The 17,960-nt window shown below is 61.7% G+C and carries 18 protein-coding genes; 7 read left to right on the top strand and 11 right to left on the bottom strand.

The window, feature by feature from the left end; genetic code table 11:
- Positions 1 to 51 precede the first annotated feature (51 nt).
- The gene (locus tag C5748_RS19340; protein WP_105743577.1) at positions 52 to 453 is read left to right on the top strand and encodes a DoxX family protein; all 402 of its coding nucleotides are present in this window, start codon (positions 52 to 54) and stop codon (positions 451 to 453) included.
- Between the two features lie 55 nt (positions 454 to 508).
- On the opposite strand, the gene C5748_RS19345 is transcribed toward C5748_RS19340, so the two are convergent.
- The 6 genes from C5748_RS19345 to C5748_RS19375 form a co-directional block, all read right to left on the bottom strand.
- Positions 509 to 1,000, bottom strand: coding sequence for a GNAT family N-acetyltransferase (locus tag C5748_RS19345; RefSeq protein ID WP_105743578.1), 492 nt, complete (start codon positions 998 to 1,000; stop codon positions 509 to 511).
- 16 nt (positions 1,001 to 1,016) lie between these two features.
- Positions 1,017 to 1,727, bottom strand: coding sequence for an ATP phosphoribosyltransferase (gene hisG, locus C5748_RS19350; protein ID WP_105743579.1), 711 nt, complete (start codon positions 1,725 to 1,727; stop codon positions 1,017 to 1,019).
- Positions 1,724 to 2,854 carry an ATP phosphoribosyltransferase regulatory subunit gene (locus tag C5748_RS19355; protein WP_105743580.1) on the bottom strand — a complete coding sequence of 377 codons (1,131 nt, stop codon included), beginning with the start codon at positions 2,852 to 2,854 and terminating at the stop codon, positions 1,724 to 1,726. The genes hisG and C5748_RS19355 overlap by 4 nt, the downstream gene beginning before the upstream one ends.
- Positions 2,855 to 3,073: 219 nt before the next feature.
- Positions 3,074 to 4,597 (bottom strand): histidine--tRNA ligase, encoded by a 1,524-nt coding sequence (gene hisS / locus C5748_RS19365; protein ID WP_105743582.1) that lies wholly within the window; start codon positions 4,595 to 4,597, stop codon positions 3,074 to 3,076.
- 315 nt (positions 4,598 to 4,912) lie between these two features.
- On the bottom strand, positions 4,913 to 5,524 hold the full coding sequence (locus C5748_RS19370) for a LysE family translocator (RefSeq protein ID WP_105743583.1): 612 nt from the start codon (positions 5,522 to 5,524) through the stop codon (positions 4,913 to 4,915).
- 82 nt (positions 5,525 to 5,606) lie between these two features.
- Entirely contained in the window at positions 5,607 to 6,254 is a 648-nt protein-coding gene (locus C5748_RS19375) for a DNA-3-methyladenine glycosylase I (protein WP_105743584.1), read from the bottom strand.
- Positions 6,255 to 6,482: 228 nt separating this feature from the next.
- Here C5748_RS19375 and C5748_RS19380 point away from each other — a divergent pair, with 228 nt between their 5' ends.
- Together C5748_RS19380 and C5748_RS19385 are read left to right on the top strand one after the other, a co-directional pair.
- Positions 6,483 to 7,289 (top strand): L,D-transpeptidase, encoded by an 807-nt coding sequence (locus C5748_RS19380; protein ID WP_105743585.1) that lies wholly within the window; start codon positions 6,483 to 6,485, stop codon positions 7,287 to 7,289.
- A gap of 271 nt (positions 7,290 to 7,560) precedes the next feature.
- Positions 7,561 to 8,382, top strand: a complete 822-nt coding sequence (locus tag C5748_RS19385; protein ID WP_105743586.1) for an aldo/keto reductase — start codon at positions 7,561 to 7,563, stop codon at positions 8,380 to 8,382.
- Between the two features lie 13 nt (positions 8,383 to 8,395).
- Here the strand turns inward: C5748_RS19385 and glcF are convergent, their stop codons facing one another.
- From glcF to C5748_RS19405, 3 genes are all read right to left on the bottom strand, one after another.
- Positions 8,396 to 9,718 carry a glycolate oxidase subunit GlcF gene (gene glcF, locus C5748_RS19390; RefSeq protein WP_105743587.1) on the bottom strand — a complete coding sequence of 441 codons (1,323 nt, stop codon included), beginning with the start codon at positions 9,716 to 9,718 and terminating at the stop codon, positions 8,396 to 8,398.
- 2 nt (positions 9,719 to 9,720) lie between these two features.
- Positions 9,721 to 10,926 (bottom strand): glycolate oxidase subunit GlcE, encoded by a 1,206-nt coding sequence (glcE, locus tag C5748_RS19395; RefSeq protein ID WP_105743588.1) that lies wholly within the window; start codon positions 10,924 to 10,926, stop codon positions 9,721 to 9,723.
- Between the two features lie 214 nt (positions 10,927 to 11,140).
- Complete coding sequence (locus C5748_RS19405) at positions 11,141 to 12,637, bottom strand: FAD-linked oxidase C-terminal domain-containing protein (RefSeq protein ID WP_105743589.1); 1,497 nt, start codon at positions 12,635 to 12,637, stop codon at positions 11,141 to 11,143.
- Positions 12,638 to 12,872: 235 nt separating this feature from the next.
- On the opposite strand from C5748_RS19405, the gene C5748_RS19410 reads away from it, so the two are divergent.
- Positions 12,873 to 13,796, top strand: coding sequence for a LysR family transcriptional regulator (locus tag C5748_RS19410; protein WP_105743590.1), 924 nt, complete (start codon positions 12,873 to 12,875; stop codon positions 13,794 to 13,796).
- Here the strand turns inward: C5748_RS19410 and C5748_RS19415 are convergent.
- Positions 13,786 to 14,832 (bottom strand): polysaccharide deacetylase family protein, encoded by a 1,047-nt coding sequence (locus tag C5748_RS19415; protein WP_105743591.1) that lies wholly within the window; start codon positions 14,830 to 14,832, stop codon positions 13,786 to 13,788. The genes C5748_RS19410 and C5748_RS19415 overlap by 11 nt on opposite strands.
- A 146-nt stretch (positions 14,833 to 14,978) precedes the next feature.
- On the opposite strand from C5748_RS19415, the gene C5748_RS19420 reads away from it, so the two are divergent.
- Both C5748_RS19420 and C5748_RS19425 read left to right on the top strand, forming a co-directional pair.
- Positions 14,979 to 15,806: an FCD domain-containing protein gene (locus tag C5748_RS19420; RefSeq protein WP_105743592.1), complete on the top strand. Its 828-nt coding sequence runs from the start codon at positions 14,979 to 14,981 to the stop codon at positions 15,804 to 15,806.
- Positions 15,803 to 16,540 carry a metallophosphoesterase gene (locus C5748_RS19425; RefSeq protein WP_105743593.1) on the top strand — a complete coding sequence of 246 codons (738 nt, stop codon included), beginning with the start codon at positions 15,803 to 15,805 and terminating at the stop codon, positions 16,538 to 16,540. Before C5748_RS19420 ends, C5748_RS19425 begins: the two co-directional genes overlap by 4 nt.
- Before the next feature lie 18 nt (positions 16,541 to 16,558).
- Here C5748_RS19425 and C5748_RS28615 read toward each other — a convergent pair whose 3' ends face one another.
- Positions 16,559 to 16,699: a hypothetical protein gene (locus C5748_RS28615; RefSeq protein WP_199194842.1), complete on the bottom strand. Its 141-nt coding sequence runs from the start codon at positions 16,697 to 16,699 to the stop codon at positions 16,559 to 16,561.
- 347 nt (positions 16,700 to 17,046) lie between these two features.
- On the opposite strand from C5748_RS28615, the gene C5748_RS19430 reads away from it, so the two are divergent.
- Positions 17,047 to 17,802, top strand: a complete 756-nt coding sequence (locus C5748_RS19430; RefSeq protein WP_105743594.1) for a 16S rRNA (uracil(1498)-N(3))-methyltransferase — start codon at positions 17,047 to 17,049, stop codon at positions 17,800 to 17,802.
- Positions 17,803 to 17,960 lie beyond the last annotated feature (158 nt).

Consider the following 17,960-nt stretch of genomic DNA (forward strand, 5'->3'; position numbering starts at 1 on the left):
GACAACTGCAATTGTCTATCTGCCTTGCAACACAATCCGGAGAACAATTACATGTCAGCCTCTGCCTATTCCAGCAATCCATACGGCAATCTACTCGGCCGTATTCTTCTCTCGTCGCTCTTCATTCCCGCCGGCTTCAGCAAGCTGACCGCCATTGGCGGCACGGCCGGCTATTTCGCCAATATGGGCCTGCCGGCCCCGACGATCGTTGCGGTCCTCGTCGGCCTGCTCGAGCTTCTCGGCGGCCTTGCCGTTCTCGTCGGCTTCCAGACCCGCATCGCGGCAATCGCGCTCGGCCTGTTCAGCATCGCATCGGCTCTCATCGCCCACACGAACTTTGCCGACATGATGCAGATGATCAACTTCCAGAAGAACATCGCCATCGCCGGCGGCTTCTTCGTGCTCGCGGCGGCCGGCGCCGGCGCGCTGTCGATCGACGCCAAGCGCGGCTGATCGAAAAGACGCAAATGTCGAGAAGGCCGCGGACGATCTCCGCGGCCTTTTTGTATTATCCCAGCGCCGCAAAGGCCGGGGCATAGTCTATCCCGCCCTTTTCGGCGGGCATCTCCCCATTAAGGGGCAGCGCCATGAGATATGGTCCGGCGTAAGCTGAAGCGAAGCCTGCCGCCAAGGCGGGATCGAAGCCGAAACGCCTGTAATATTCCGGCTCGCCCAAAACGAATACAGCACGGCAGCCCTCTCGTTCCGCCCGTTTCAGGCCTTCGCGGATAAGCTTGCTGCCGATGCCCGCGTGCTGCCTTTCGGGCAGGACGGACACTGGCGCCAGCCCGAGCGCCGGAAAGGGCGCGGACATGGGCGAAAAGAGAATATGCCCGACGATCTTCCCGTCTTCCTCCGCGACAAGTGAAATCACGCTGTCGCCGTCGGCGCGAAGCCGGTCGACCAGATCCGCCTCCACGGACTGGCGAAAAGCCGCCTCCACCACGCGATGGATCGCGGCAATGTCGGCTGGCCCTTCGTCTCGGATGATTACCGGCATGATATCCTCGCCCGGATCAGGATTTCAGGCTGTTGCGGATGCGGGCGGCGATTTCGGCGACACGCGCATTACCACCGCTGCGGCGGGCTGAAATCAGGCAGGCCTGCGAACGCAGGATGATGCCGTCTTCGAGCACCTTGAGGCGATTGGCTTTGAGCGTCGAGCCGGTCGAGGTGATATCGACGATGATATCGGCGGAACCGGCAGCGGGCGCGCCTTCGGTCGCGCCGAGGCTTTCGACGATGCGATAGACCTGGATGCCGTGCTTTTGCGAGAAGAACTGCTGCGTCAGGCGCCAATATTTCGTGGCGATCCTGAGCCTGCGCCCGTGACGCTGACGGAAATCGGCGGCGACATCATCGAGATCGGCCATGGTCGTCACATCGTGCCAGACCTCCGGCACAGCCACCACGACATCGGCATGGCCGAAGCCGAGCGGCGCTTCCACGACGACGCGCTCATCGGCGGAGGCAAGCGTCTCGCGGATCAAATCCTCGCCGGTAACGCCGAGATCGACGCCGCCATAGCCGAGCTCCCGGGCGATCTCGGAGGCCGACAGGAACAGGATATCGATGCCTTCGACATTTTCGACCCGCGCCCGGTAATTGCGCTGGTCCTGCGGCAGAACGACCGTCAGCCCGGCATTATCGAGGATTTCGAGGGCCTGTTCCTTCAGGCGACCCTTGGATGGAAGCGCCAGCGTGACGGTTGTCGATGTGGCGGTCATCGCGGCCTCTCCGCAAGGTCTTCCAGCCGGTCGAGCCAGATGGAGAAGCCGACACCGGGAATGGGGCTCGGCGCGCCGAGAAGCGTCAAAAGCCGATCATAGCGTCCGCCGCCGACGATCGCCCCCGGCATGTCGCCCGAAGCGGCGCGAATCTCATAGACGAGACCCGTGTAATAATCGAGCGGACGGCCGAATGCCGCGTCGTAATGGACGCGACCGAGATCGATGCCAGCCGCTTTAATAGCGTCGGCACGCGCCGCGAAAGCCTTCAGCGCGTCGCCGAGATCGAATTGGTTTCGCGCGGCGAACTCGCGGAGGTGCTGCGGCGCGCGGTCGAGCGGTTCGCGGATGACGAGAAAGGCTTCGAGCGCCGCAAAGGCTTCCTTCGGCAGCCTGATGGAAGCAAGGCTTTCTTTCTCGACCAGACGGTGGGCGATCTCGGCGGGCGTGCGGCCCGCGACGGGCGAAATTCCGGCGTCGCGCATCTCGGTTTCGAGAAAGCCGGCAAGCGAGGCTTCATCGCCCGCGGCGACGAGCCCGGCAAGCGGCTCTGGCAGCGCACCATTCTCGCGCGGTGAGGAGAGGCCGGCGAGCAGGCTCTTCAACTGCGATGGATTGCCGAAGGTGCGCGCCAGCTTCTTCTGCCAGCCGCGCGGCAGGCCAAGGGCAGCGAGCACCGCCTCGAACATCGTCTGGTCGCCGAGCACGATCTCAAAGGCTGCATCGGGCGCCACGGCCCGCACGCAGGCAAGCCCGTCGGCCAGCGAACGGGCATCGGCGTGCGCCTCATCGGCATCGCCCAGATCCTCGATGCCGGCCTGGTAAAATTCGGTATCGCCCTCGCGGCGCTGGCGGAAGACCTCGCCAAGATAGGCATAGCGCTTCGGCGTCGCGGCATTGAGCGCGATATGGTTGCGGCAGACCGGAATGGTGAATTCGGGCCGCAGGCAAAGGCTGTCGCCATTCTCGTTCTCGGTCAGAAAAATGCGCCGGCGCAGATCCTCGCCGGCCATGTCGAGGAACGGATCGGCAGGCTGGATGACTGGGATATCGACGAACTCGGCATCGCGGCCGGAGAGAAATGCGGAGAGGTCCTTGGCGAAAGCGGGAAGGCGGGAGGGGGTCATGCGAGCAGATCCTTGCAGAGCGCCTTTACGATCACACCCCCCTCTGGCTTGCCAGCCATCTCCCCCTCAAGGGGGGAGATTATGCCTTCATAGACGTTCGGCACCAATCGCAGACGTTGCAGGATAGGCAAAGAGGGTCGTGCCAGCCAATCTCCCCCCTTGAGGGGGAGATGCCCGGCAGGGCAGAGGGGGGTGAGCACCGGTAAACCAAGCATAATGTCACGCCCCCCTAACGCGATCCTCGGCCTGCTGGTCGAGCATCTTGCGCACTTCGGCCACCAGGTCAGCTTCCATCACCGTCACTTGCGCGGGGCGGCTGGCGCGCCATTCCTCGTTGCTTTCGATCTCCTCGGAAAGGCGCTTGCCCTCGATCAGATCCTTGATCTGAACTTGGCCGTTGGCCCGTTCATCCCCACCCTGGATGATGGCGAGCGGTGCGCCGCGGCGGTCGGCATATTTCAGCTGGTTGCCGAATTTCTTCCAGTTGCCCTGATACATCTCGGCGCGAATGCCGGCTGAGCGGAGTTTCTGGGTGAAATCCTGATATCTGCCCATGGCTTCCATATCGCCGTCCATCACCGTGACGAGCACGGGGGCAAGCACATCACCTTCGCCAAGCTTGCCCAGGTTCTTCAGCGCCGTCATCAGGCGCGACACGCCGATGGAGAAGCCCGTCGCCGGAACAGGTTGGCCACGGAAACGCGAGACGAGCCCATCATAGCGCCCGCCGCCACCGACCGAGCCGAAACGCACGATCTCGCCCTTCTCATTGGGGATCTCGGCGGTCAATTCCACTTCGAAGACCGGGCCGGTGTAATATTCGAGGCCGCGGACAATGGAGGGGTCGATGCGGATACGGTCGGTGCCATATCCGGCAGCCTCGACCAGTGTCGCTATTTCCCGAAGTTCAGTAACGCCGATCTTGAACGTGGAATTCACGAAGAAGGGTGATTTCTCGAACGTATCGATGGTGGCGTCGTTGGATGGTTTGCTCAGCCAGTTTATGTTGGGCGTGCGGAACAACACGACCAGTTTTTCGATCTGGTCTTCGTCGAGCCCCGCGCCCTTGGTGAAATCGCCGCTTTCATCCTTACGGCCAGGGCCGAGCAACAGCTTCACACCCGTCTCGCCGAACTTGTCGAGCTTGTCGATGGCCCGCAGGATGGTGAGCTTCTGCGCCTCATCCGTGACGCCGACCGCTTCCATCACGCCATCGAGCACCTTGCGATTGTTGACACGAACTACATAGTCGCCGGGCGCAATGCCAAGGGCTTCCATGACATCGGCCATCATCATGCACATCTCGGCATCCGCCGATACGGAAGGCGCGCCGACCGTATCGGCGTCGAACTGCATGAACTGGCGGAAACGGCCCGGGCCCGGCTTCTCGTTGCGGAAGACATAGCCGGCGCGATAAGTGCGGTAGGGAAGCTGGATCTCGTTGAAATTTTCCGCCACATGGCGCGCCAGCGGCGCGGTCAGGTCATAGCGCAGCGACAGCCATTGCTCGTCATCGTCCTGAAAGGAGAAGACGCCCTCGTTCGGCCGGTCCTGGTCCGGCAGAAACTTGCCCAGCGCATCGGTATATTCGATCATCGGCGTTTCCACCGGGTCGAAGCCGTAGCGCTCATAGACCTCGCGGATCGCCGCCAGCATCTTGTCGGTGGCGCGGATATCGGCGGCATGGCGGTCGACAAGCCCGCGCGGAAGCCGTGCCTTCACCTTGTCAGCCTTGTTCGCCATGTCATTTGTCCGATGTCTGGAATTTGTAGGTTTTGTAGATTTTGGCGATCATTGTCGATCGACAAATCCAACAAGGCGGTTCCTAGCGTAGAGGCTGGAGCCTGGCAAGCTTTAGAGTTTGTCAGAAGCTAGCTTGAAACAGCTTCCTCTCTGGCCGTCATTCTCGGGCTTGTCCCGAGAATCCACAGCGGCATGATTTGTCAGAACGGTAGTTCCTTTTCTTTTCCTTGTCGCAGATTCTCGGGACAAGCCCGAGAATGACGGCAGGAGAAAGGCCGTTGTCCCGACAGCGTTTTCAATTAAACCATGACAACCTCATCGCGTGGCGATGGCTGCCGCGGCGCCGGCCATCATGGTGGCGCTGGTGCGGTTGGCGATGCGCATGGCGCGCGTGCTCCTGAGAAAGCGCTTGGCCTGTGCCGCGAGCACGATCCAGAACAGGTCGACAATGATCAGCACCAGCACCATGACGCCCGTCAGCTCGGCCCAGCCGACAACGGAGACATGGCTAAGATCGATGATCGTCGGCAGCAGCGCCATGTAGAACATCATGATCTTGGGGTTGCCGAGCGTCACCGCGAGGCCGGTCACGAACAGCTTTCCCGCAGAGTTCTCCTTCGGCAGAGCGCCGTCATGCACCTCGACAGGGGCCGTCCACATCTTCCATGCGAGGAAGAGAAGATAGGCGACGCCGACATATTTGATGATCGTGAAGACGAGATGGAAGGTCTGCGCCACCATTGCCAGCCCCCATACGGCGAGCGACAGCCAGATCGCCTCGCCGATCCACATGGCGAGGAGGAAGGGCAGGACGTCCTTGTAGCCGCGGCTGATGACGCGGGCCACCAGGGCACCGATGCTCGGTCCGGGCGAACCCGCCGCGACAAGCAGCGTGCCGGCGAAAATCAACAGCGATGCGATACTCATGAAAACCTCGGGGAAACTCACGCGATTTCCGGCAATTATCGCAGGTTTTGCGGGCCGGTTCAATAAAGCCGGAGATGTCCCCTCACCTCGGCCGTTTGAATTTCAGCCGCATAGCCTCCACCTCGGCGCGACAGCAGCAGCCCTCGATATGATCGTTGACGAGGCCCATGGCCTGCATATGCGCATACATCGTCGTCGGCCCGACGAAGCTCCAGCCGCGCTTTTTCAGATCCTTCGACAGGCGGATCGATGTCGGGCTGGTCGGATTGGCGGTCAGCGTCGGATAATCGACGATGGCGGGCCTTTCCGCCGCATCAGGCTCGAACGACCAGAAATAGGCGGCAAGCGAGCCCTTCTCGGATGCCAGATCGATGGCGCGTCTGGCATTGTTGATGGCCGAGACGATCTTGCCGCGATGGCGGACGATCCCGGCATTGCCGAGAAGCCGCTCGACATCGCTTTCGCCGAAGCGGGCGACGCGCTCGAAATCGAAGCCTTCGAAAGCCTCGCGGAAATTTTCCCGCTTGCGCAAGATCGTCAGCCAGGACAGACCCGACTGGAAGCCCTCCAGACAGATCTTTTCGAACAGGCGCCGGTCGTCGGCAACGGGCCTGCCCCATTCATGGTCGTGATAATGGAGATAGTCGGGCAGGATGCCGGGCCAGAAACAGCGCGTCTTGCCGTCCGCGCCTTCAATAAGTCCCGTTTTCACGGGCGTTTCCTCGGTCATGATGCGTATTCCACTTTTCTTTTTCCCGCCGTTCAGGCGATGTTAACCAGCATTCGAAACCGGGTGCTAACCACAAGAAACGGTTCTGTAAAAGAATCGCATTTTATTGAATTCGATTCACTTTTCCGACTCTGAAGCTCGGCCACAATCCCGTCATCGACACTGCCACCCCCCTCCTGACAGCATCATGTCAGGAGCCGAGGGCTGGCCAAGGCAATGGCACAAGATATGAAACCTCGCCATCTACTTCTCATCACCGCCGTGACGGCGATCACCATCTCCGCGCTTTCCGCGGGCGGAGCATGGGCCAATGACCGCTATGCCAGCAGGCCTCCGGTCATGCTGAGCCCCGACCTCACCGCGCCATGGGTGATGCAATTGCAGCAGCGGCCGCGATATGCAGCTAAACCCCGCGTCATGGCCCCCACGACGGGCCGCGTCGTGCGCCGTACCCCCGCAATGCGCCGCGCGCCTGGGATGGTTGCAGATCAGCCGCCGCGCTACCGCGACGTGGTTTACAGGCGTCCGGCGCAGCGCCCGGCTCAACGTCCCGTCGAGCAACGGCGGCAGCGGCAGATGAACCCGATCTTCCTGCCGCAGACGGTCGCCTATGACGGTCCGCACAAGCCCGGCACCATCGTCGTCGATACGGCGCAGAAATTCCTCTATCTCATCGAGCCGAACGGCAAGGCCCGGCGCTATGGCGTCGGAGTCGGCAAAGAGGGCTTCGGCTGGAGAGGCACCCACCCGATCACGCGCAAGGCGCAATGGCCCGACTGGCGTCCGCCGGCGGAAATGATCGCGCGCGAAAAGAAGAAGGGCCGCGTCCTGCCGGTTCACATGGAAGGCGGCCCGGCCAATCCGCTCGGCGCCCGCGCGCTTTATCTCGGCTCCACGCTTTACCGCATCCATGGCACCAATGCGCCCTGGACCATCGGCGCGGCGGTCTCGTCCGGCTGCATCCGCATGCGCAACGAAGACGTCACCGATCTCTACGAGCGCGTGAAAATCGGCACCAAGGTCGTGGTCATGTAAAAACCCAAGGAGAGAGGGGATGCCCGCAAGGGCGTCACAACTGGGCAGCGGAGCGAACGCCGCTGCCCTTTTTCTTTTCTCTGCAAACGCCATATCGATAATATGGCTGCTCTTGCCCCGTGCAAGTTTTTCCGATGATATTCTTCTAAACGATATCTGGTCCCGATAGTATCTGCTCCCAATAATAGTTGGGGGCTCCCGCCAGGGCTGATAACCTTGCCTCTCCCGAGAGCCGGACAATAAGCCGGGGACTATAAGCAAAGGATGAACCATGACCATACCCAGGATAGAGCTGAACGACGGCAATGAGATACCGCAACTCGGTTATGGCGTCTGGCAGATCGGCAATGACGAAGCCGTCGCCGCCGTCGGGCAGGCACTGGAGACAGGCTACCGGCATATCGATACCGCTACGTTCTACGGAAACGAGGAAGGCGTCGGCAAGGCGCTGAAGGCTTCGGGCGTGGCGCGCGGCGACATCTATCTGACGACCAAGCTGTGGAATGCCGATCAGGGCTATGATTCGACATTCCGCGCCTTCGACGCGAGCCTGAAGCGGCTCGGCACCGATTATGTCGATCTTTATCTGATCCATTGGCCGGTGCCGGGGCAGGACCGCTTCCTCGATACCTGGCGCGCCTTCATCAAGCTCAAGGAGGACGGCCGGGCGAAGTCGATCGGCGTGTCGAATTTCCGGATTGCCGACCTCCAGCGCCTGATTGCGGAAACGGGCGTGACGCCGGTGATCAACCAGATCGAATTGCATCCGCAGTTCCAGCAGGACGAGCTGCGCGTCTTTCACGAGAAGAAGGGGATCGCCACCGAGGCATGGAGCCCGCTCGGCCAAGGCAAGATTTTGGAAAATGCGGATCTGAAGCAGATCGCCGCGAAGCACGGCAAGACCGTGGCGCAGACCATCCTGCGCTGGCATCTCGACATCGGCAATATCATCATCCCGAAATCCGTGACGCCATCACGCATCCAGGAGAATTTCGACGTTTTCGGCTTCAAGCTGTCATCGGGCGACCATGACGCGATTTCAGCCCTCAACGGCAGCAACGGCCGGATCGGGCCTCATCCGGATAGTATCTGAACGCCCGCGGCTTTCAGGCGGCGTCTTTCTCCGTTATCGTCAGGTCGGCGGGCTTCGGCCCGCCATAGGCCCAGTCGATGAGTTCGACCGTGTGCACGATCGGCAGCTTCGAGCCGGACGCGATCTGGGTGATGCATCCGATATTGCCGGTGGCGATGACATCGGCGCCCGTCGCTTCGATATTCTTCACCTTGCGGTCACGCAGGCGCTGCGCGATTTCCGATTGCATGATGTTGTAGGTGCCGGCCGAACCGCAGCACAGATGCCCTTCCGCCGGTTCCTTTACCGTGAAACCCGCCCGCACGAGTAGCGCCTTCGGCTGGCGGGTGATTTTCTGGCCGTGCTGCATCGAACAGGCGGAATGATAGGCGACCGTAAGGCCGCCGGGCCTTTCCGGCGCCGGCAGGTCGAGTTCCGCCAGATATTCCGTGATATCCCTGGCCAGCACTGAAACCTTCGCCGCCTTGTCGCGATAGGCCGGGTCGAGGCGGAGCATATGGCCGTAATCCTTGATCGTCGTGCCGCAACCCGAGGCGGTAATGATGATCGCATCGAGGCCGCCATTGTCGATCTCGCGGGTCCAGACATCGACATTGCGCCTGGCTTCATCGAGCGCCTGTTCCTCGCGCCCCATGTGATGCACCAGCGAGCCGCAGCAGCCCTCGCCTTTCGGCACCACCACTTCGATGCCGAACCGGTTGAGAAGCCTGATCGTCGCCTCGTTGATGCCGGGTTTCAACACCGGCTGGGCGCAGCCGGTCAATATGGCGACGCGGCCGCGCGTGGCGGCATCAGGCCTGTGCGTTCCGGCCTCGGCGAAGGCTGATCTGGCGGGCACGGAACGCGGCGCGATATCGAGCATCGCGGCCACGGGTTTGAGGCCCGGGATGACCCTGAACAGGCGCGTGAAGGGGCGGCCTAGTTTCGCCGCCGACAGGGCTGCGCGGAAACGTGCGGGATAGGGCAGCACGAAGGCGAGCAGCGCCCGGGTCAGCCGGTTCATCAACGGGCGGCGGTAGGTCTTCTCGATATGGGCGCGGGCGTGATCGACCAGATGCATGTAATCGACACCGGATGGGCATGTGGTCACGCAAGCCAAGCACGAGAGGCAGCGGTCGATGTGCTTGACGATCTGCTCGTCGGCGGCCCGGCCATTTTCCAGCATGTCCTTGATGAGATAGATGCGCCCGCGCGGGCTGTCGAGCTCATTGCCCAGCGTCACATAGGTCGGGCAGGTCGCCGTGCAGAAGCCGCAATGAACGCATTTGCGTAAAATCTTTTCCGATTCCGCTATTACCGGATCGCGCAATTGCTCTGATGTGAAATTGGTCTGCATGTTTAGGTTCCCATTCGCCCCGGATTGAGTATCCCCTTCGGGTCGAACTGCTGTTTCAACCGCCGTGATAAGGCCGCCAAGGCCGGCGGTTGCGGCTCAAACACATCAATCACGGCGCGCATTGCGGCGGGCGCGCGCACCAGCGTGGCGTGGCCGCCGCCGAAATGGGCGATCAGGCGGCGGAGCGCCTGTGGCTCCGGGTCGGCCTCCATGCGCAGCCAGGCGAGGCCGCCCTGCCAATCGTAGAATGCATCGACGCCCGCTCCGAGACGCAGATTGGCGGCCATCTTGTGCGCCTCCATCGGCGCCATCGAGACGCGCCAGATGCAACGCTGAGTACCATCCGCGAACGGCAGGCAATCGCGTATCTCGCGCCAGAGGCGGCGCGATTGGGCTTCGGCGATTTCCTCGATCTCGCCCGCCGGGTGCAGGAGCGCTTTTAGCTTCGCCGCGCGGTCCTTCACCGAGGGCGCAAAGCCTTCCAGCCGCAGCAGCGTCGATGCAACGCCTGCAAGCGCGCCGTCGATGACCTTGCCGGTGACGGTTACCGGCAGGTGGGCTGCAGCCGAAACCTCGCCGCTCGACCCAAGCGCAATCGCCATGGCGCGCGCCGCCTCCTCGTCATCGAGGCCGCGAATGGCCAGCGTCGTCTCGGTCTCGGGCGCGGGCAGCACCTTGAAGGTCACCTCGGTCAGGATGCCGAGCGTGCCCCAGGAGCCGGCCATGCCCTTGGAGAGATCGTAGCCGGTGACATTCTTCACCACCCGGCCACCGGACTTGAACAGCTCGCCCCTGCCCGAGACGACGCGCACGCCCAGAATATGATCGCGGGCGGCGCCTGACTTGAGCCGCCTTGGGCCACTCAGATTTGCGGCGAGGACACCGCCGATCGTGCCCCTGCCCGACGTTCCTCCCAGAAGCGGGCCGTAATCCATCGGCTCGAATTGCAGGCACTGGCCGTGCTTGGCGAGCAGTGTCTCGATTTCGGCAAGCGGCGTTCCGGCTTTTGCCGAGAGAACCAGTTCCTCCGGCTCATAAAGCGTGACGCCCGAGAGGTGGGAGAGATCGATGGTATGCTCGGTCTGCAAGGGCCGGCCTATGCCGCGCTTGGAGCCGTGGCCGAGCACCTCCACCGGGGTTTCCTCCGACAGCGCCCATTGAACGGTTTCGAGGACGGCTTCCTCGGTGGTGGGGGTGAAGGTGGTCAATTGGCGCCCCTTTTGGTGGGGGACTTAACAGGCCCACCCCCCTCTGTCCTGCCGGACATCTCCCCCACAAGGGGGGAGATTGGCTGACACGAACAACACGACCTATAGTTCAATGTCTGCGATTGGTGGCGACCTTTATGAAGGCGTAATCTCCCCCCTTGTGGGGGAGATGTCCGGCAGGACAGAGGGGGGTGAGAACGTATAGCGACCACGGTCAAAACCTCGGAATATCCGGAAATGCCAGTTGCCCTCGATGGACATGCACCCGCCCCAGTTCAGCGCAGCGGTGGAGTTGCGGGAATACCTTGCCGGGGTTGAGCAGGTGCTTTTCATCGAAGGCACATTTGACGCGGATTTGCTGGTTCAAATCCGTCTCATTGAACATTTCCGGCATCAGATCGCGCTTTTCGACGCCGACGCCGTGCTCGCCGGTCAGAACACCGCCGACGGCCACACAAAGCCTGAGAATATCAGCGCCGAAGGCCTCGGCCTTTTCGAGCTCTCCGGGCAGGTTCGCATCATAGAGAATGAGCGGATGCAGGTTGCCGTCGCCGGCGTGGAAGACATTGGCGACGCGCAGGCCGTATTTTTCCGAGAGTTCGCGCATGCCGGCCAGCACCTTCGGCAGTTCCTTGCGCGGGATGGTGCCATCCATGCAGTAATAATCGGGCGAGATGCGCCCGACCGCAGGAAAGGCGGCCTTGCGCCCAGCCCAGAACGCCATGCGCTCTTCTTCCGATTGCGAGACGATGCAGGTGGTGGCGCCGTTCTTGCCTGCGATGGCCTCGACCATCGCGATGAGATGATCGACCTCGATCTCGGGACCATCCAGTTCGACGATCAAAAGCGCCTCGACATCCAGGGGGTAGCCGGCATGGACGAAATCCTCCGCGGCGTGGATGGCGGGCCGGTCCATCATTTCCATGCCGCCCGGAATGATGCCGGCGCCGATGATGTCGGCGACGCACTGCCCCGCCGCCTCGCTGGTGGGGAAGCCGATGAGAACGGCGCGCGCCGTCTCCGGCTTCTGCAGGATGCGGACGGTGACTTCCGTGACGACGCCGAGCAGCCCTTCGGAACCGGTCATCAGGCCGAGTAGATCATAGCCCTCGCTATCGAGATGCTTGCCGCCCAGCCGGATCACCTCGCCACTGATCAGCACCATTTCGATGCCGAGCACATTGTTGGCGGTCAGGCCGTATTTCAGGCAATGCACGCCGCCGGAATTCTCCGCGACATTGCCGCCGATGGAGCAGGCGATCTGCGAGGAGGGATCGGGCGCATAATAGAAGCCCTCGTGCTCGACGGCGCGGGTGATGCCGAGATTGGTCACACCCGGCTGGACCACCGCGACGCGGTTGGCATAGTCGATCTCCAGAATACGGTTGAAGCGCGACATGACGAGGAGAACGGCGTCCTCCAGCGGCAGCGCGCCTCCGGAAAGCGAGGTGCCGGAACCGCGCGGCACGACGCGAATGTCGTTGGCGTGGCAATATCCAAGAATACGCGCAACCTGGGCCACGGTTTGCGGCAGGACGACGACCAGCGGCAATTGCCGATATGCGGTCAGCCCGTCGGATTCGAAGGCGCGCATTTCATTGGTCACATCGACCACGCCCTCGCCCGGCACGATATCGCGCAAATCGGCGACGATCTCAGCGCGTCGCGACAGCGTGTTGCTGTCTGCTTTCGGCATCGTCAGTCCGGACATGGTCTCTCCCGAATGAGCAAAGTGGTAAAAACAGTTTACCTGTCAGCGCACAAACTTGTAAATGCTCCAAACTGGCGCAGCATCGTTGAAGGCGTTTTTCCCTCAAGGAATGAATGAAAGACGCATCCGGCGGTTCGAAGGCGATGATTTCCACGGATAGCGCGGTGTAGTAAGAACATGACGAGCCGATTTCCGGCAATAGGCCCTTGGCGGCTTTTTGAGGCCTGACACACGCATGATGAGCAATCTGGCAGATATGGAGATTTTCGCCCGGGTGGTATCGAGCGGCAGCATGTCTGCGGCCGGTCGGGAACTGGGGCTTTCTCCCGCCGTCGTCTCGAAACGGCTGCGGCGGCTGGAGGATCGCCTCGGCACCCGGCTTCTCCAGCGCACGACACGGCAGATCGCGCTCACCGAGGCGGGCCAGGGCTATTACGAGCGCGTGCTGGCGATCCTGTCGGGCGTCGAGGAGGCGGAGAGCTTCGTCTCGCGCCGCTCTGCTGACGCGCGCGGCACGCTGAAGATTTCCGCGCCGACGACCTTTGGACGAATGCATATCGCGCCCCATCTCGAACCCTTCATGCGGGCCAATTCAGATCTTTCCATCAACATGATGCTGACCGACGAGATCGTCGATATCGTCGGCGAAGGCTATGATCTGGCGATCCGCATCGCCGAACTCTCCGATTCGAGCCTTGTGGCGCGACGGCTCGCTCCGGTGCGCCGCATCCTCGTCGCCGCGCCGCGCTATATCGAGGAGCACGGAAGCCCCGGGGATTTCACTGACCTGGAAAATCACGTCTGCCTTGCGCCGCACAACAATGATCCCTGGCGGCTCGAAGGTCCGGACGGCCCGGTAACGCTTCGCCCCGCCGGGCCGTTGCAGACCAATTCCAGCGAAGTGGTGCGCGAGGCGGTTCTGGGCGGCCTCGGCATTGCCCAGCGTTCGACCTGGGATATCGGCCCGGAACTGGCGGCGGCCAAGCTCGTCCAGGTGCTGCCGGACTATACAGCGACGCGCAAGGTGGCGATCCACGCCGTCTATCCCTCGCGCCAGTTCCTGCCGGCCAAGGTACGGCTTTTCATCGACTATCTCGCCGATCTCTATGGTCCCGTGCCCTATTGGGAAAAACCGCCTAAGGCGGAGCTCAGCCGATAAAGGGAATGCCGGAGAGGAGCGCTTCGACATAGCGCTTCTTCTGGTAATGGCCGTTGAGCGAAACGCGGGGAAAGAGCGCCGGGGTATCGGGATCGCGTGTGCGCAACACGCCCGGCCGGGTCGTCACGGCCAGCGCGAAGCCGGCGTCGACGACAGCCGTTTGCGTCTGCTCGCTCACCGCGTCTCGCGTGCCGTAGGGGTAGCAGAAGCTTTCGGGGCGATAGCCGCACCATTCAGCAACGGCGTCTGCGGATTGGCCGATCTCGCGCACCAGCCGCGCCTCATCGACACGCGCGAGATTGACATGGGTGAGCGTGTGCGCGCCGGCGCGGAACAGCGGATCTGTGGCAAGCGCACGCAATTCGTCCCCAGTCATCACCAGATCGTCGACGATCGCCACCGGATCGATGCCGTTATCGCGCGCGGCAGCATCGATATGCGCCACCGCCTCGTCCTCATCCGCCGCCTGGACGAAGCGCGCGAGCCGGGCAAAGGCGTGATGTCTTTGCGCCGGCGTGGCGCTCGCCACCCTCTCCAGCCCCGATCCGAAATCGAATGTGAAAGATGAAACCTTGCCGAGCAGGGCTTGCGCCGTCTCCCACCAGATCGTCCGTTTGCGTTCAATGAAACCCCTGGTGATGAAGATCGTATAGGGCATGGCGAACTGGCGGAATATCGGCGCGGCATATTCGATATTATCGCGATAGCCGTCATCGAGCGTGAACGAGACGAAGCGGCGTGTATCGTCGCGATCAGCCAGAAGCCGCGGTAGGTCGTGCAGATGGGCCGGTACCAACCCGGCTTCCAGGGCTGTCTCGATCGCCTGCCGGAGAAAATGCGGTGTCACCGAGAGATGCGCGTTGGGCCTGAAGGATGGTTCCGTTGGCGGCCGCACGTGATGAAGCGTGAAGATCACCCCGCGTCCCGCGGCATTGGGCAGGAACCGCCCGGCGCGCGTCAGCGCCACCGCCTCCATCCCGGCGCGAATGACGGCATGTTTCGCCAGATATGTCGCGGACGTCTTCCAGGTGCTCATTTCGCCACCATGCCGATAAAATCTCAAAAAAGCGTTCGCCGCGCCATGAACACCCGGGACAGTGCGTACGAACTGGACAAAACAATTGACCACTTTTGCCTGATACCGCTACTCTGCCCGCTCACGGGATTGTTTGGCGAAATTGCATGGGCGAGCAGATATTTTCCAGAATCGAGCCTTCGCGCACGGCGGACGATGTCGTCAGCCAGATCGAGCTTTTGATCCTGGAAGGCATATTGCGGGTCGGCGACCGCCTGCCTGGCGAACGTGAACTGGCGCGGCAGTTCGACATTTCGCGGCCGATCCTGCGGGAAGCGCTGAAAAGACTGGAGAGCCGCGGCCTTCTTGTCACGCGCCATGGCGGCGGCACCTTCGTCGCCGATGTGATCGGGCAGGTCTTCACCCGGCCGATCATCGAACTGATCGCCAGCCACCGCAAGGCGACCGCCGATTATCTCGAATATCGCCGTGAAATCGAGAGCATTGCCGCCGAGTTCGCAGCAAAGCGTGCGACGGCGGACGACAAGGCGCTTCTGACGCGGATCATGGATGCGATGGAAGCCGCCCATGGCAAGGACGATTTCGCGGAAGAAGCCCATCTCGATGTCGAATTCCATAATGCGATCGGCGAGTGTGCGCATAATATCGTGCTCCTGCACACGCTGCGATCCTGTTACAGGCTCCTGGCCGACGGCGTATTCTACAACCGCGCGCTGATCTATGGCTTTCCCGGCGCGCGCGGGATGCTTTTGGCGCAGCACCGTGCCATTTTCAATGCCGTGATCGGCGGCGATCCCTCGGCTGCGCGCAAGGCGGTGGAGGCGCATATTGATTTCATCGAGCGTGCCATGCACGATGCCGAGCTTAGCTATTCATGGCAGCAGGTCTCGCGCCTGCGGCTCACCCAACGCAGTTCCGGCGTTCCCCATCCCAGTCCCATTACGGGGCACGCCAGCACAAGTCAGGACTCATGAAGTCAGTCACACTTCCCGAAGCAGCGGGGCCTGAGGGCCTTCGCCTTTACGCCATTGGCGACGTTCACGGGCGGGCGGATCTCTTGGCCAGAATGCACGGGCTGATCCGCGCCGATCTCGCCGACAATCCCGTTCACGACTGGCGGATCGTGCATCTGGGCGATTATGTCGATCGCGGCCCGGCTTCAAAGGCCGTTCTGGATTTCCTGATCGATGCGCGGGAAAAAGACGACCGCAATCTGATCCTCGCCGGGAACCACGAGGTGAGTTTTCTGGACTTCCTGGCACTTGCCGAGCCAGACGGCGTCTTTGCCAATAATGGCGGGCGCGAAACGGCGCTTTCCTACGGCGTGGAGATCGATTTCAACGATCCTGATTCGGTCGATCAAGGCTATGTCGCGTTGGTCAGTGCCGTGCCGCAGGCGCATGTCGCATTTCTCAAACATTTGCCGCGCGCTCTTATCTTCGGCGATTTCTTCTTTTGTCACGCAGGTATCAGGCCGGGTATCGCGCTCGACAGGCAGGATCCCGACGATCTGATCTGGATAAGGCGTGAATTTCTCGACTGGACGGAGCCGTTCGAGAAGGTGGTCATCCATGGCCATACGCCGCTTGAGGCAGTCGATGTGAGATCCAACAGGGTCAATCTCGATACTTTTGCCTGGCATTCGGGCCGGCTCAGCGCCATCGTCATCGACGGTCGGGCCAAGCGCTTCATCGAAGCGCGATCATGAGTTCATAGAGATCAGAGATCAATGAAAGTCGGACGAGATGCCATATCCGTCGCTTGATACCTGATTATTGCCCGCATCGACCGAAAAGATGCCGGTGGCCATGAACAGGATGGCAGAGATCATGAGAACGGTGAGGAGCGTGGCGCTCTTGGCAGTCATTTCTAACGTCTCCACAAACTTCAGTATTGTCATTGCGGCGAAGAATGCGCCCGGTTGAATATCCGGATCATCAGGTCGCCGCCGGTGCGTCAGCCAAGTACACCCGCAATTCGTTACAGACAACTGAACGGTGAGGGTTGGATTTTAGATTTCCACAAATTGGAGGGCTTTGACCGACCCCTGTGGCAGGAGAGCAACGTTTCCGTGTGGCTAAACCTGCCGCACCCAGGCGCGGGCGAGCGCCATGCCGGCGACATCCGCGGCCGGGCCGTTTATAGCACGCGGCAGACCGGTCCAAAAGAGGCCTGACTTGACCGCATGGCCCCTGCTCTGCCATCGATGAATCCATGCGCGCGAATTATAGAATGCACAGACTGTTCATCGATGCCCCGCTTGGCGGCGGCGAGCAGATATCGCCTCCAGCCGAGGCCGCCCATTATCTCGCCAATGTGTTGCGGATGAAGGACGGCAATGAAATTCTCCTCTTCAACGGCCGCGACGGCGAGTGGAAAGCCAGGCTTCGCGTCGAAGGTAAAAAGCGCGTCGGGCTCGACGTGCTGGAAGAAACGCGGCCGCAGACGGAGCACCCGGATCTCGTCTATTGTTTCGCGCCGTTGAAGCAGGGGCGGCTGGATTATCTGGTGCAGAAGGCGGTCGAGATGGGCGCTGGCGTGCTGCAGCCCGTCATCACCCAGCACACGCAGGTTCCGAAGATCGGCATCGAGCGCATCCGCGCCAATGCGGTGGAAGCCGCCGAACAATGCGGCGTGCTGAGCCTTGCCGAATGCCGCGAGGCGGTGAAACTCGACCGGCTGCTCGATGATTGGGAACCGTCCCGCCGCCTGATCTTCTGCGACGAGGGGCATGAGACGGATAATCCCCTGCCGCTTCTGCAATCGCTCGGGCCGGGACCGCTCGGCCTCATCATCGGCCCGGAGGGTGGGTTTTCCGAGGAAGAGCGTAGCGTGTTGCACCGCCGGCCCTTCGTCACCGCCATTCCGCTCGGTCCCCGCATCCTGCGCGCCGACACAGCGGCCGTGGCGGCGCTGGCATTGGTGCAGGCCACGATCGGCGACTGGAATTTTAGGGGAGTACGGGAATAGGGGAATATGTTCTTATTACAAGCGTGCCCTCCCCCTTACTCACTTATTCCCTTACTCTCCTACTCCCCTAATAATCAATTTGCCTTGATCGACGCATAAAAGGAATTCACTTGCGCAGTTTGACAAAACCGTCCAATCACCAACCAAAGAGTCAGGGG

It is taken from the genome of Phyllobacterium phragmitis, from assembly GCF_002980495.1.
In the GTDB taxonomy this organism is placed as follows: domain Bacteria; phylum Pseudomonadota; class Alphaproteobacteria; order Rhizobiales; family Rhizobiaceae; genus Paramesorhizobium; species Paramesorhizobium phragmitis.

Coding starts and splice junctions, on each gene's coding strand:
- C5748_RS19380 (WP_105743585.1), top strand. CDS start 6,483: ATGAAACCTCGCCATCTACTTCTCATCACCGCCGTGACGGCGATCACC.
- C5748_RS19415 (WP_105743591.1), bottom strand. CDS start 14,832: ATGAGCACCTGGAAGACGTCCGCGACATATCTGGCGAAACATGCCGTC.
- C5748_RS19370 (WP_105743583.1), bottom strand. CDS start 5,524: ATGAGTATCGCATCGCTGTTGATTTTCGCCGGCACGCTGCTTGTCGCG.
- C5748_RS28615 (WP_199194842.1), bottom strand. CDS start 16,699: ATGACTGCCAAGAGCGCCACGCTCCTCACCGTTCTCATGATCTCTGCC.
- glcF (WP_105743587.1), bottom strand. CDS start 9,718: ATGCAGACCAATTTCACATCAGAGCAATTGCGCGATCCGGTAATAGCG.
- C5748_RS19385 (WP_105743586.1), top strand. CDS start 7,561: ATGACCATACCCAGGATAGAGCTGAACGACGGCAATGAGATACCGCAA.
- hisG (WP_105743579.1), bottom strand. CDS start 1,727: ATGACCGCCACATCGACAACCGTCACGCTGGCGCTTCCATCCAAGGGT.
- C5748_RS19410 (WP_105743590.1), top strand. CDS start 12,873: ATGATGAGCAATCTGGCAGATATGGAGATTTTCGCCCGGGTGGTATCG.
- C5748_RS19340 (WP_105743577.1), top strand. CDS start 52: ATGTCAGCCTCTGCCTATTCCAGCAATCCATACGGCAATCTACTCGGC.
- hisS (WP_105743582.1), bottom strand. CDS start 4,597: ATGGCGAACAAGGCTGACAAGGTGAAGGCACGGCTTCCGCGCGGGCTT.
- C5748_RS19375 (WP_105743584.1), bottom strand. CDS start 6,254: ATGACCGAGGAAACGCCCGTGAAAACGGGACTTATTGAAGGCGCGGAC.
- C5748_RS19405 (WP_105743589.1), bottom strand. CDS start 12,637: ATGTCCGGACTGACGATGCCGAAAGCAGACAGCAACACGCTGTCGCGA.
- C5748_RS19345 (WP_105743578.1), bottom strand. CDS start 1,000: ATGCCGGTAATCATCCGAGACGAAGGGCCAGCCGACATTGCCGCGATC.
- C5748_RS19355 (WP_105743580.1), bottom strand. CDS start 2,854: ATGACCCCCTCCCGCCTTCCCGCTTTCGCCAAGGACCTCTCCGCATTT.
- C5748_RS19425 (WP_105743593.1), top strand. CDS start 15,803: ATGAAGTCAGTCACACTTCCCGAAGCAGCGGGGCCTGAGGGCCTTCGC.
- C5748_RS19430 (WP_105743594.1), top strand. CDS start 17,047: ATGCGCGCGAATTATAGAATGCACAGACTGTTCATCGATGCCCCGCTT.
- C5748_RS19420 (WP_105743592.1), top strand. CDS start 14,979: ATGGGCGAGCAGATATTTTCCAGAATCGAGCCTTCGCGCACGGCGGAC.